The organism is Streptomyces naganishii JCM 4654, from assembly GCF_014650575.1.
GTDB lineage: Bacteria > Actinomycetota > Actinomycetes > Streptomycetales > Streptomycetaceae > Streptomyces > Streptomyces naganishii.
Window position 1 is genome coordinate 59262 of record NZ_BMVF01000019.1, and the last position, 13112, is coordinate 72373.

At 72.1% G+C, this 13112-nt stretch carries 12 protein-coding genes; 4 read left to right on the forward strand and 8 right to left on the reverse strand.

What is annotated here, in order from left to right:
- Positions 1-9: 9 nt before the first annotated feature.
- The 3 genes from IE217_RS27980 to IE217_RS27990 form a co-directional block, all read right to left on the reverse strand.
- On the reverse strand, positions 10-1017 hold the full coding sequence (locus tag IE217_RS27980) for a methionine synthase (RefSeq protein WP_190180738.1): 1008 nt from the start codon (positions 1015-1017) through the stop codon (positions 10-12).
- A gap of 166 nt (positions 1018-1183) precedes the next feature.
- On the reverse strand, positions 1184-1882 hold the full coding sequence (locus tag IE217_RS27985) for an SDR family oxidoreductase (RefSeq protein WP_190180739.1): 699 nt from the start codon (positions 1880-1882) through the stop codon (positions 1184-1186).
- A 15-nt stretch (positions 1883-1897) separates the two neighbouring features.
- The gene (locus IE217_RS27990) at positions 1898-2437 is read right to left on the reverse strand and encodes an LOG family protein (protein ID WP_190180740.1); all 540 of its coding nucleotides are present in this window, start codon (positions 2435-2437) and stop codon (positions 1898-1900) included.
- 75 nt (positions 2438-2512) lie between these two features.
- Here IE217_RS27990 and IE217_RS27995 point away from each other — a divergent pair, with 75 nt between their 5' ends.
- Together IE217_RS27995 and IE217_RS28000 are read left to right on the forward strand one after the other, a co-directional pair.
- Positions 2513-2836 carry a DUF427 domain-containing protein gene (locus IE217_RS27995; protein ID WP_190180741.1) on the forward strand — a complete coding sequence of 108 codons (324 nt, stop codon included), beginning with the start codon at positions 2513-2515 and terminating at the stop codon, positions 2834-2836.
- 63 nt (positions 2837-2899) lie between these two features.
- The gene (locus IE217_RS28000) at positions 2900-3694 is read left to right on the forward strand and encodes an alpha/beta fold hydrolase (RefSeq protein WP_190180742.1); all 795 of its coding nucleotides are present in this window, start codon (positions 2900-2902) and stop codon (positions 3692-3694) included.
- Between the two features lie 242 nt (positions 3695-3936).
- On the opposite strand, the gene IE217_RS28005 is transcribed toward IE217_RS28000, so the two are convergent.
- Both IE217_RS28005 and IE217_RS28010 read right to left on the reverse strand, forming a co-directional pair.
- Complete coding sequence (locus tag IE217_RS28005; protein WP_229865661.1) at positions 3937-4863, reverse strand: hypothetical protein; 927 nt, start codon at positions 4861-4863, stop codon at positions 3937-3939.
- A complete protein-coding gene (locus tag IE217_RS28010) occupies positions 4860-5462 on the reverse strand; it encodes a papain-like cysteine protease family protein (protein ID WP_190180743.1) in 603 nt (200 codons plus the stop codon). Before IE217_RS28010 ends, IE217_RS28005 begins: the two co-directional genes overlap by 4 nt.
- A 257-nt stretch (positions 5463-5719) precedes the next feature.
- On the opposite strand from IE217_RS28010, the gene IE217_RS28015 reads away from it, so the two are divergent.
- Positions 5720-6655 carry a hypothetical protein gene (locus IE217_RS28015; RefSeq protein ID WP_190180744.1) on the forward strand — a complete coding sequence of 312 codons (936 nt, stop codon included), beginning with the start codon at positions 5720-5722 and terminating at the stop codon, positions 6653-6655.
- Between the two features lie 85 nt (positions 6656-6740).
- Here IE217_RS28015 and IE217_RS28020 read toward each other — a convergent pair whose 3' ends face one another.
- The 3 genes from IE217_RS28020 to IE217_RS28030 all read right to left on the reverse strand — a co-directional run bounded on the left by IE217_RS28020 (position 6741) and on the right by IE217_RS28030 (position 11895).
- Positions 6741-7484, reverse strand: a complete 744-nt coding sequence (locus IE217_RS28020; RefSeq protein ID WP_190180745.1) for a M48 family metallopeptidase — start codon at positions 7482-7484, stop codon at positions 6741-6743.
- A 52-nt stretch (positions 7485-7536) separates the two neighbouring features.
- Positions 7537-11109, reverse strand: coding sequence for a type I restriction endonuclease subunit R (locus IE217_RS28025; RefSeq protein WP_229865655.1), 3573 nt, complete (start codon positions 11107-11109; stop codon positions 7537-7539).
- A gap of 219 nt (positions 11110-11328) precedes the next feature.
- Positions 11329-11895 carry an ATP-binding protein gene (locus IE217_RS28030; protein WP_229865656.1) on the reverse strand — a complete coding sequence of 189 codons (567 nt, stop codon included), beginning with the start codon at positions 11893-11895 and terminating at the stop codon, positions 11329-11331.
- Positions 11896-12236: 341 nt separating this feature from the next.
- On the opposite strand from IE217_RS28030, the gene IE217_RS28035 reads away from it, so the two are divergent.
- A complete protein-coding gene (locus tag IE217_RS28035) occupies positions 12237-13088 on the forward strand; it encodes a helix-turn-helix domain-containing protein (protein WP_190180746.1) in 852 nt (283 codons plus the stop codon).
- Positions 13089-13112 lie beyond the last annotated feature (24 nt).

Sequence of the window (13112 nt, forward strand, 5' to 3'; positions counted from 1 at the left end):
GTCCTCCCGTTACTCAGGGTTGTCCGCGAGCGATCTCGCCGCCCGGACGCAGTGGGCGAGCGCCCGGCGCGCGTACGCCGGGGAAGCGCCCGCGAGTCCGCACGCCGGGGTGACCGTGACCGACTGGGCGAGCAGCCCCGGCCGCAGTCCCAGCCTGCGCCACAGCGTCCTGACACCCATGACGCTACCGGCAGGGTCTGACAACGGGCCGTCCGTGGTGGGGACGACACCGGCGAGCAGCCGGGTGCCTCCCTCCACCGCTTCCCCGACCGCCTCGTCGTCACGCTCGGTGAGAAGCGAGAAGTCCAGGGAGACCGCGTCGGCGCCGGCCCGGCGCAGCAGGGCGATCGGCACGTCCGGGGCGCAGGAGTGGACCGCGACGGGCCCGGCGGTGTGCACCGCGACGACGTCCCGCAGGGTCGCCTCCACGGCCTGCCGGTCGACGGCCCGGTGGGTGCGGTAGCCGCTGGCGGTGCGCACCTGGCCGCGCAGGACCGCGGTGAGCGACGGCTCGTCGAGCTGGAGCACCACGCGCGCGCCGGGCACCCGCCGCGCGACCTCGGCCAGGTGCAGCCGCAGCCCCTCGGCGAGCGAGGCGGCGAGGTCCCGGCAGGCGCCGGGGTCGGACAGGACGGCCTCGCCGTTCCTCAGCTCCAGGTGGGCGGCGAGCGTCCAGGGGCCGACCGCCTGCACCTTGAGCGCGCCCTCGTAGCCCTGGGTGAACTCCTCCAGCGCGTCGAGGTCCTCGACCAGCCAGGACCGCGCGCGCCGGGTGTCCCGGCCGGGCCGGTCGCCGATCCGCCAGCCGCTGGGCTCCACGCGCGCGTACAGCTCGACGAGCATCCCCGCGGTGCGGCCGATCATGTCGGCGCCGGGGCCGCGGGCCGGCAGCTCGGGCAGGAAGGGGAAGTCCTCGAAGGTGCCGGTGACGGCCTTGGCGGCCTCCCGGGCGTCCTCGCCCGGCATGGATCCGACGCCGGTCGCGGGGCCGTACCTGAACTGGGTGTTCTCGCTCACCCGTGCAGTATGCCTCCGGCGGTTGTGCGGATTTACCGCGCCGTGGGATGCGGTACGGCCCTGGGTGCCGCGCCCCGGGCCCCGCTTCGGCCTGACGGCCTCGTCCTCGAACGCCGGACGGGCTGTCCGGTGTCACCCGGTGACCAGAGCGTGCCCCTGACGCGCCCTAGTTGCCCGGGCGGACCGTCAGGTCGTTGATCTCGGCGTCCCTGGGGAGGTCAAGGGCCGTGAGGATCGTCGTGGCGACCGACTCGGGGTCGATCCACTTCGCGGGGTCGTACTCCTTGCCCTCCTGCTGGTGGACCTTGGCCTGCATGGGGCTGGCGGTGCGGCCGGGGTAGACGGAGGTGACGCGGACGCCGTTCGCGTGCTCCTCCTGGCGCAGGGAGTCGGCCAGGGCCTTCAGGCCGTGCTTGGAGGCGGCGTAGGCGGACCAGCCGGCGTGGGCGTTCAGGCCCGCGCCGGAGTTGACGAACAGCACGTGACCGCGGGCGGCGCGCAGCTGGGGCAGGAAGTGGCGGGTCAGTTCGGCGGGGGCGACGAGGTTGACGTCGAGCTGGTGGCGCCAGGACTTGGGGGTCAGCTCGCCGACCGGACCGAGGTCCACCACGCCCGCGATGTGCAGCAGGGAGTCCACCCGGTCGGGCAGGCTCTGGTGCGAGAACGCCCAGGACAGCCGGCCGGGGTCGGCGAGGTCGCCGACCAGCGTCCGCGCGCCGGGGAACGCGGCCGCGAGCTCCTTGGCGCGGCCCGCGTCCCGCGCGTGCAGCACGAGTTCGTCCCCGCGCGCGTGCAGGCGGCGGGCGACGGCCGCGCCGATGCCGGAACCGGCCCCGGTGATCACATGTGTAGCCATGACCGCCATGCTCGCACCACGCGCTCAGTGCGCGGCGGGCGGCTCCTCGAGGTAGGCCAGCGCGGCCGCCGGCTCGTCCGCGAAGTACATGAGCTCGGACAGCGGCCGGGGCAGGAAGCCCTCCTCCTCCATCCGGCGGAACTGCTGCTGGAGTCCGTCGTAGAAGCCCGCGGTGTTCAGCAGCACGACCGGCTTGGCGGTGCGGCCGTGCTTCTTCAGCTCCAGGATCTCGGTGGCCTCGTCGAGCGTCCCGGTGCCGCCCACCATGATGACGACGGCGTCCGCCTTCTCCAGCAGCAGCTTCTTGCGCTCGGCGAGGTCCCGCGCGATGACCATCTCGTCGGCGCCGGGCCGCGCCTTGGACGACAGGAAGTCGACCGACACGCCGACCAGCCTGCCGCCGGCCTCCTGCACCCCGTCCGCGACCACCTTCATCAGCCCGGAGTCCGAGCCGCCCCACACCAGGGTGTGGCCGCCCTTGCCGAGCATCCGGGCGAAGTCCCGCGCGGGACGGGTGTAGCGGTCGTCGAGGTCGGCGGCGGAGAGGAAGACGCAGATGTTCATGCGGCCACGGTACGCGCGCGGGAAAGGTGTGCCGTACACGGGAAGAAGCCGGTCCGCGCGGGCGCTGTCCCCGGTATGACCCAAGGACACACGATCACCATCGAGCAGAGCGGCGAGCACGTGCGCGTGGTGCACGGCGGCCAGGTCCTCGCGGAGAGCGACCGCGCCCTGGTGCTGCGCGAGACCGGCTGCCCCCCGCGTTACTACCTGCCGCCCGAGGACGTGCGCCTCGACCTGCTGACCCCGTCGGACACGCACACCCACTGCCCCTTCAAGGGCGACGCGTCCTACTGGTCGCTGCCGGACGCGGCCGACCTGGTGTGGGCGTACCCCGAACCCAAACCGGACGTCGCCGCGATCAAGGGCCACCTCTGCTTCTACGAGGTGGAAGTCTCATGAACAGCCCCGGCTTCGCCGTGTCGTGACCGATGAGTTGGGTGTCTTGCGGCAGTCTGCACGGGCATGGACAAGAAGACGACTTCCCGCGACGGCACCTCCCTCGCCTACGAAGTGACCGGCCAGGGGCCCACGGTGATCCTGGTGAGCGGCGCGATGTCCACCGGGGGCACCATGGCGCCCCTGGCCCAGCGGCTCGCGGACCGCTGCACGGCCGTCGTCTACGACCGCCGGGGCCGCGGCGCGAGCGGCGACACCAAGCCGTACGCGGTCGAACGCGAGGTCGAGGACCTGGCCGCGCTGATCGACGCGGTGGGCGGCGACGCGGGGCTGTTCGGCGTGTCCTCGGGCGGCGCGCTGGTGCTCGAGGCGGCCGCGAGCGGGCTGGCGGTCGGCCGGGTCGCGGTGTACGAGGTGCCGTACGCGGATCATCTGGCCGGTGGCGCCGAGCAGGAGGCGGCGTACAAGGAGCGGCTGAACCAGGCCCTGGCGGAGGACCGGCGCGGGGACGCGGTGGAGCTGTTCCTGCGCCTGACCGGCCTCGGCGAGCAGATGATCCAGGGGGCCCGCCAGTCGCCGATGTGGGCCGGCATGGAGGCCGTCGCGCCGAGCCTGGCCTACGACGACGCCGTGATGGGGGACGGTCTGGTGCCCCGGGAGCGGCTGGCCGAGGTCTCCGTGCCGGTGCTGGCGGTCGTCGGCGGCGCGAGCCCCGCGTGGATGCGCGCGGCGTCCCGGGAGATCGCGGAGACCGTGCCGCGGGGGACGCACCGGGTCCTGGAGGGGCAGACCCACATGGTGGAGCCGGAGGTGCTGGCGCCGGTGCTGGCGGAGTTCTTCGCGGGCGGGGCGGCCGCGTAGACGGTGCGCGGAGGGTACGGCCGCGTGGACGGTGCGCGGAGGGTACGGCCGCGTGGACGGTGCGCGGAGGGAGCGGCCGCGTGGACGGTGCGCGGAGGGAACGGCCGCGCAGGTGTGCCTGGAGGGATGGGTCCGGACCTTTGTGGGCCGCCGTTCCCCGGACCCATCCCCCAGGGGCGCGCGTGCCGTCGGCGTGTGGGGCCGCCGCCGTACGCGCGTCCTGCGGCGCGCCGTGGGTCAGGTCACCGCGCGCCGCGGCTTCGCAGCAGCCGCCGCCGTCCGGCGAGGGCGGCTGCCAGGGTGAGCGCCGCACCGGCGCCGGCCAGTCCGGTCAGGGTGCCGGTGTCCGTGCCGGACGGCTGGTCCGCGGCCGTCTTCACCGTCGTGGAGGCGGGACGGGCGGCCGGCCCGGCGGCGGCCCGGGCGGACTCCTTGCTGAATCCGCCCGCGTAGCCCGAGTGGTCGTACGCCGATCCGGCGAGCCGGGACCCGTAGGCGAAGCGGACGTGGGCGCGGTAGCCGGCCACGGTCGTGCCGTGGGCGCCGATCGCCGCCCGTGCCTCGCCGTTGAGCGGCGCGAGGTGATCGCCGCGCAGCAGGTACCAGGCGTTGATCTGCGGTTCGCGGAACACGATGCCGTGGCCCTGCGCCTTGGCGGCGTACGTGGTCTCGTCGGCGCCGCTGGCGATGTTCACCACCTGCCAGCCGTGCGCGGTGCGGGCGCTCCACACCGACGCGTGCTGCCCGGTGGCCGAGACGGCCTCGGTGGCGACGAACGCCGGGACGGCGACCGGGGCGCCCGCGCGTCCGGCGACGAAGTCGGCGTTGAGCGTGTAGACGGGGACGGCGGCGCCGGTGAGGCGGGGCGCGGCGCCCTTGCCGCCGGCGGTCAGGGCGGGCGCGGCGCCGGTGCCGCGGTCGGGGTCGTGGGCGAAGAACCGCTCGAGCACGCCGAGGGTGGCGCCGCTGCCCGCCGCGTCGCGGGCCGCGGCGATCTGGGCCGCGGCGAGGGCGGGCGGTGCGACGGGGGCCGCCGCGGACGGGGTGGGAGCGGGGGCCTGGGGGGCGGCGCCGGCCGAGACGGCGCCGCTCAGCACGAGCACGGCGGCGGCCAGCGTTCCGGCGGCGGCGGGGCGCAGGACGGCACGGTTGGTCTTCACGGCGTTCACGCCCCTATTCCGTACAGCGTGTGGGTCCAGCTGAAGTCGGCGTTGTTCGCGTAGTAGGCGTAGGTCGCCCAGTTGTAGCGGTAGTCGTCGGGCCAGGGGTCGCCCCAGTAGACCCAGTTCTGGGAGGTGTCGTAGCCGTAGAGGACCTCCATGTGGCCGCCGCCGGAGCTCCACTGGATGCGGGTCTGCACCGGGCGGCCGGCGTCGATCTCGCTCTGGACGCCGCCGTAGCTGATCCGGCCCTGGATGTAGCGGCCGGGGTTCAGCCCCATCCAGTCGTACGCCGTCTGGTCGTCGGCGAGGGTGGCCTGGCTGTTGGGGCAGGCGGTGCCCTGGCTGTAGCCGAAGGCGGCGTCGCAGAAGGAGTTCTGGCTGTAGTCGTAGCCGAACCAGGAGGCGATGGTGGCGCCGCTGGCCGCCCAGCACCAGTTGGACTGCTGCTGGACCTGCATGGTGATGTTCAGCTGGTTGGCTCCGGTGGATGCCGAAGCGGTCGTGGCGCTCGCCGAGGTGAGGGACAGGGCGGTGGCCAGTAGGAGGCCCGCGAGGCCGGCGCCGCGTCTGCGGCGGTGCGGCGGGCGGGCAGGGGTGGAAGACATGGGGCGGTCCTCCCTGGGGGAGATCGGGCGGAAGGAGCGCGTCCGGACGCTTGTTGGAAGAGAATCCGGGAGTGAACGTGCACGGTCAACGCCGGTCCTCGGGGCACGGGCGCGGGTGTGAACGGAGGGTGTACGGCTGTGAACGCCAGATTCCTTACCACTGGTAACATCGCGGCCCGGCGAGCCCGCCGGCGACCGGGGAAGTGAACGTTCACGCCGGCCGGCGTGAACGTGGGACGCGGCGAAGTGGTGGCGTGATGAAGGCACAGGGCGGCGGTGATCCCGACGCCGGGGCGCGGCTCGCGGAGGCGCTGCGCACGGGGCCGTTCCCGGTGGCGCTGCGGGCCGCGCTCGCCGCTCGCGGGCTCGCGCTGCACCGGGTGCGGCACCGGCTGGAGCAGCGCGGCATCAGCGTCGGGGTGACCAGCCTGAGCTACTGGCAGCGCGGGATCCGCCGGCCGGACCGGCCCGAGTCGCTGCGCGCGGTGACGGCGCTGGAGGAGGTGCTCGACCTGCCGGAGCACTCCCTGACCCGCCTGCTCGGACCGCGCACCGCGGCCGACCAGCCGGCGGCCCGGCCGCTGCGGTCGCTGGCCGGCCCCGACTCGGCGCCGGAGCGGCTGCTCGCCGAGCTGGAGGCGCCGCGGGACGGCGGACTGCACACCGTGCTCCAGTACGAGCGGGTGGAGATCGACGGCGACCGGCGGCTGGCCGCCCGTGAGGCCCAGCACGTGGTGCGGGCACACCGGGACGGCGTGGACCGCTACGTGGCGATCCACTGCGGGGAGATCGGCTGCGACACCGGCCTGGTGAGGGTGGCGGGGCTGGAGAACTGCCGGGTCGGACGGGTGCGGCGGGCGCCGGAGGCCGGGGTGGTGGCGGCGGAGCTGCTGTTCGACGCGCGGCTGGCGGCCGGCGAGACGGCGGTGCTGCGCTACCGGTTCGAGGACGGCACGGGCGAGCCGAGCCGCGAGTACTTCCGCGGTTTCAGCTATGCGGGCGGCGGCTATGTGATGCAGGTGGCCTTCGACCGGGCGGCGCTGCCGGTGCGGTGCCGCCGCTTCACCCGGCCCTCGGCGCTGGCCCCGCCGGAGTACGCGGCCGACCTGACCCTGAACGCGCACGGCACCGTGCACCTCGTGGAACCGGAGATCCGCCCCGGCCACGTGGGCCTGAACTGGGACTGGGACTGACCCGGGCGCGGGGCGGCGGGGACGCGGGCTCGGTATTTGCGCTGGCGCCGGCAGGGTTCGCGGTAAGCCGCAGGCGCGTGCGGGATCACCTCACCGCGCCCCGCCACAGCCGCGGTTCCTCGTCCGCGAAGAGGCACTCGCGCTCGTCGGCATCCGGCAGCACGCGCCGGAGGTGTCCGCGGAACTCGGCTCCGTGTCCGGTCGCCCGCAGATGACACAGTTCGTGTACCAGGACGAGATCGACGAGCGCGGCGGGTAGTTGCAGGACGGCCCAGTGAAGGGTGATCGTGCCGTCGGGTCCGCAGGCCCCCCAGCGGGAGCCCAGGTCACGGACTGCCAGTTCCTTCGGTGCCACGCCGACCAGTCCTGCATACGAGGGCATGCGCATGACGAGCCACCGGCTGCCACGTTCCATGTACCAGTCGACGACGCTTCGGCCACCCGCTCGTCGGTCGACGGGCCGAGGCAGTTCGAGCCAGCCCTGGTGAAGCCGTACCCGACGCCCCGCACCGGCCGGAACGAGCCGCAGCCGATGGCGTCGGCCGAGGTAGGAGAAACCCGTCCCGTCCACCAGTTCCTTGACCAGTCCGGCGGGACGCTCACGTCGTCGCCGTACCTCGTTCGCGAGACGGGGCAGCCGTGAACGAACGGCATCGGCCACCTCGCGGGGATCGGCGTCCGGTGGTACGGCGAAGCGCACGCCGCCGTCCGCCGCGATGTCGATGCCCAGGGTCCGTCGCCGGGGCCGCACAACAAGCTCCCACTCCCACTCGTCGGGGATCGGGAGGGCCGCGATCGCTCGCTGGGCGGGATGGACGGGGCTGGCCACCTGCCATTCCTACCATCGCGCGGAGCGCTCCGGGTGCGGGCAGTCCTTGCGGTCATTCGGTCCGGCGCCGGTAGCGCAGGAAGTCGGCGTGCCGCTCGCGGGCAAGTTCCACCAGGTGCCCGGCGAGCGGACCGCCCCACGCCCAGTCCATGTGCAAGTCCTTCTCCAGGTAAACCCGCAGTTCCCGGCGCACCCTGATCTGGGTGTCCACGAGCACGACGAAGTCCTGAGAGCCGACGAGCCGCGCGATCTCGGCGGTGAGGTCGAGGGCCCCCTGGACGATGTCCAATCCCTCCGGAGTCCCGGTCTCCTCGAATGCCTCCCTCAGCAGTCCGTAGACCGGCTGTTCGGTCCACCGGTCAAGGTCGTGCACCCGGTCGTCCCCGGCGTCAACGTAATCCCCGTCCTCGGCCGCGAGGACATCGGTGCGCAGGGCAGCGAGCGCGGCCGCGGCCTGTTCGAAGTCGTCGCCCATTTGGCGGACGATCTCCTCCAGCCGGGCGCTGAACCGCTGGTGGAGCGTGCGGTCGGCGCCGAGACGGGCGTCGATGTGGAGCCGGAGCCTGCTCCTCATGTAGTCGGTTCTGGTCCGCGGGTCCGGGTTGGCGTCCATCCTTTCCATGAAGTCCGCCGCCGACAGTTCGACCGACGGTATGCGTTCCTCGATGCCCGAGACCCGCAGGTGGCGGGAGATGAGCCCGCGCACCTTGGCGCCGTAGCGGCGCGGGCTGAAGTCGTCGCGTCCGTCCAGGTAGCGCTGCCGGGCCAGGTACTGGGTCTCGCCCAGCAGGCGCGCGTCGGTCTCGTACTTCAGTGCGGCGGGCCTCGGCAGTACGGCGTTGAGCGCGGTCAGGAAGTCGCGTACGAGTTCGTCGAACTCGCCCAGCAGCAGGGGGTCGGCGAGCGCGGCGAGCAGGTCGTCGCGCTGCTGCTGGTCGGCGAGCGAGGCGATGCCCCGGTCCGCGAGGAGTTCGGTGATCTGTGTGCGCAGGTCGGCCAGCCGGTCGTCGGCGGCGGCCTCGGTCTCCAGCCACATCCGGTCGCGGACCGGCTGGTCGCCCTCGTAGTCCGGCTGCAGGTGGTCGAAGGACAGGTCCTGATAGCCGTACACGGCGCGCAGGTGGGCCTCGTCGTACTCGGTCAGGGAACGCGCGAGTTCGGGCCCTACGCCGATGTAGTCGACGATCTGGCCCCACTCCTTGTACGGGTAGAGGCGGTTGGTGCGGGCAACCGCCTGGAGCAGTCCGACCCCGGAGAGCGGGCAGTCGAGGTAGAGAACCTGCTCCACGGGGGCGTCGAAGCCGGTGAGCAGCATGGACTGGACGACCAGGAAGGCGATCGGGCCGTCGTCGCCCCCGGTCCGCGCTGTGTCGTCCCGCGCGCCGGGCCAGTCGGCGTGCCATGGGTCACCCGACGTCGCAGGGCCTGCGGGGTACGCGGCATCCACGGATCTGCCGTGCGTCGTCGCCTCCCAGGAGGGATCGTCCGCGGCGGCCCGCGGATCACCGAGTCCGCGCTTGAAGCGCGCGATGTACGCGTCCTGCCGGGACTTCGCCGTCCAGGTCTTCCAGCCCTCCGGGTCCGGGGTCTGCCCCGAGGACGCCTGGGAGATGACCACCGCGGCGTCGATGGAGCGGAGCAGGTGCCGGTGGGGAAGCAGATCCAGCAGTTCGCGCTCCTGCGGGGAGGCGGTTTCGTAGCCGCCGGGGTCGTGCACCAGATCCGGGTCGAGTTCGTCGATCTCCTCCACCAGGCGGGTCCGGGCGGCGAGCAGCGCGTCACGGTAGCGGACGGCCGCCTTCCGGGACACCGTCACGACCTGCGCGCCGAACCGGTCCGGCAGTGCGGTGCGCGCCCAGTGGCGCAGCATGTGCTCGGCCTTGACCGCGATCACCGAGGGCGTTTCGAGGACTTCCTTCCTGCGGGCGAACTTCCGCAGGACCCGTTCCCGCTGCTCCGGGTCGGCGGGGACCTCCACGTCGAAGGACGCGTCCAGAACTGCCTTCTCGATGACTTCGAGGCGCACGTTGTGGGCCTCGTAGCGCACGGGGACGACGGCCCGGTCGATCTCGGCGTCGCGGAGGGTGTAGGTGTCGGTGAAGCCACCAAAGACGTCCTCGGTGGTCTTGCGCGCCTTGCTGAGAATGGGGGTGCCGGTGAAACCGACCAGGACGGCGTTCGGCAGCATGGCGCGCAGCCTGGCGTGCTGCCAGGCGTGGTGCCCCCGGTGTGCCTCGTCGACCAGGACGACGATGTCGTGCCCGGGGTTGGCGACGTGATTCTGAACCACGTCCTGCTCGTCCGGCGTCTCGGCGAGCTTCTCCTCGCGGCCGTCCCAGGCGGTGTCGTCCCTGCGCGCCTTCTGGAGCATCACCAGGGTGACGTCGGGGACGTCGACGGCGAGGTACTTGCGGGCCTGTTCGACCGTGCGTGAGCGGTAGATCTTCTCCTCGGCCGCGGCGAGGCTGCGCCGGATCTGCTTCTCCAGGTCGATGCGGTCGGTGACCACGACGACCTTGTGCCCGCGCAGGTCCTTGGTGCTCCTGAGATGGCGGACGAGGAAGGCCATGGTGAGGCTCTTGCCGGAGCCCTGGGTGTGCCAGACGACCCCGCCGCGCTGGTGGACGTCCTCCCCCGCGTCGAGGGCCCGGTGGCGTTCGCGGAGCGTCGCGGCGATCGCGTGGACTGCCCGGAACTGCTGGAAGCGGCCGACGGCCTTCACGGTGCGTGAGCCGTGCCGGGTCTCCGTCGTGAAGTCCTTGATGAGGGTGAGGAGATGGGCCGGCCGCAGGACGCCGGCGACCAGCGTCTGCTGCGCCGAGAGCTCCCGGTCCTCCGGGACCCCGGTCTCCGCCTTGACCTCCGCCTCCCGGGCAGGTGTCACGGTCCGCCAGGGCGCGAAGTGCTTGGCCTCGGCGGTGACGGTGCCGAGTTCGGCGTGCGTCCAGTCGGTGCCGACGAGCAGCTGCGCGAAACGCGTGAACTCGGCCACGGGTGCGGCGGCGTCCGTGCCCGCGTAGGCGATGGCCTCCATGACCGCCTGGTCGAGCGCGAAGCGCGCGTGCTTGCGGCTGCTGGTCACGGGCGCCTTGCACTCGACGACCACCCAGGGCAGACCGTTCACGAACAGCACCAGGTCGGGGGTGGCAGCCGCTGCACCGGGACGTTCCACCCGGAACTGGGAGACGGCCAGGAAGTCGTTGCCGTCCTCGAACCGCCCGTCCCAGTCAACGAGTTGGATGTGCTCCGGGTCGCCCTTGGTCCAGCCGGGAATGGTCCGGGCGGGAATGCCCTCCCTCAGCAGCCGGGTGACTTCTAAGTTGGCGGTGACTCCCCGACCGGCCGCGCCCTGGCCGGGGGCGGTGCCGCGTACGCGGGCGAGGACGTGGTCGAGCTGCTGGGCGGTGAGCCAGGAGGTGCCGTCCTCCGGGCGGACGTTGATCCGGGCCACGGCGTTGCGGAACCGGTCCACGTAGACGACGTCGGTGAACGACTTGCGCCCGGAGTCCTCGGGTCGGGTGGCGGGCTTTCCCGGGGGCGCGCCCCGCAAGTGTTCCCACCCCATGGCCTCAAGCTGCTCGATCAGCGGCCGTTCGACCTGTACGTATTCCGGCTGTTCCGCCACCGGCTCCCCTTGCCCCGCCCGTTGCCGTACGCACCGTTCACCTCGTCGTGAACAGAGGCGCGGATCAGCCTACCCGCGCGGGTGGTTGACGTCAGGAGGAGCGTGAGTGAGGTGGCATATCCGGCCAACCGGCTTGTGGGGCATGGGATGGGCAGTCGTGGAACCGTGAACACTTGCGCGGCAAGTGTTCACGGTTCTCTGGTGGGCCGGGGCGGCCGTTCAGGCCGCGAGCACCGGCAGTGCGGGCGGTCTCGGCGCGACGCCGTCGCCGGTGCCGCCGCCGGGCGGCGGATCACCTCCGCCGAGCACCAGCTCGAACCAGATGGTCTTGCCGCCCACCCCGAACAGCGGCTCCCCGAGGCTGCATCCGCCCCACGCGTCGGCCAACAGGTCGAGGATCAGCAGCCCTCGGCCGCGCTCGGCGTCCGGCCGGTCCTGCGCCAACGGCACGGGAAAGACGGGACAGGTGTCCATCACGCTGACTCGCAGGACCGGGTTCGTCCAGCACAGTCGCACGGTGGCGGGTCCGAGCGAGTAGCGGACGGCATTGGTGGTCAGCTCGGAGGTGAGCAGTTCCGCCCGGTCGGTGAACTCCCCGAGTCCGTGCGCACCGAGCACGGCTTTGAGCGTCGTACGTGCCACGGCCGGCCCGCGCGGGTCACGGGGGAAGTGCAGCTCGTACTCCCAGGGTTCGGTGAAGGGGATGAGGGGTGGGGCGGGGACGACGGGGTCGTCCCGGCGGAGCGGTTCGGGGGTCTGCTCGTGTTCCGGTTCCGCGTTCTTCACGCGTCACCTCCTTGTGCGGGTTCGCGGTGCGACGGTCACGGTGTCGGTTCGTTGAGGTCGGTCGGTGTGCTGTCCCGTACGGCGCCGCCCACGGCATGGGCCGAGTCCATGGCACCCAGCGGTGGCCTGCCGCCGACCCCATGTCCCGTCGGGCCCGGTACGGGAATGGGGCGGGCGGTGCGCTTCCGCCGGAGGGGTACGCAGTGGTGGCGTGGATCACACGCTAGCGCGTCGACTAAAACGCGTGCTACTAGCTTCACTAAAACGGGTTCTATTTCGGATACCGATGGACGCAGAGCCCAGGTGATCGGCAAACTGTCCGCGCGAGCGAGGAGTTGTTCATGGCACCACGGCAACAGCCGAGCATCCGTCAGCGCCGGTTCGGGGCCGAACTGCGACGGCTGCGCGAAGCCGCCGGCATGGCCGCACCTGCGGCCGCGACACGGCTCGGCGCGGACCGCACGATGATTTCGAACATCGAGTCGGGCCGATTCGGCATCAGCGAGGAGCGGCTACGGCGACTCGCGAGCATCTACGAGTGCAACGACCCTGACCTGATCGACGCCTTGGCCACGATGACAGGCGGCCGCCCCAAGGGCTGGTGGGACGAGTACCAGGGAAAGATTCCGCCGGACTTCCTCGACGTGGCGGAGTTGGAGTACCACGCCACCAGTCTCAGAACCCTTCAGACCGCCCACATCCCGGGCATCTTCCAGACAGAAGATCATGCCCGAGCCCTGTTCGATCTGTTCGTACCAGCACTCCCCCGCCTGGAAGTGGAACTGCGAGTAGCGCAGCGACTCGGCCGTCACACCGTGGTGGCGGACAGCCCCCGGGTGCCGTACGTGGGATACGTCCATGAGGCAGCCCTACGCATGCGGATCGGAGGACGGCACGTGGCCAAGGCACAACTGAACAGGCTGCTCGAGGAAAGCGAACGCGACAACGTCCGGCTGCTCGTCATCCCCTTCACGGCAGAGGGCTTCCCCATGGCCGGGGACACCGTGATGTACGCGTCAGCACCGAACCCGCACCTGGACACCGTGCAGGTGGACTCCCCCATCGGCGCGGTCTTCTTCGACTCCCCCACCCATCTGGCCAACTTCCGAACACGGCTGGACTTGGTCGAACAGGTGGCGTTGAATCCGAGGAAATCGAGGGACCTCCTCCTCGAAATCATCGGCGATCTGTAAGAGGTGCCACCTTTGTCCGAGTTG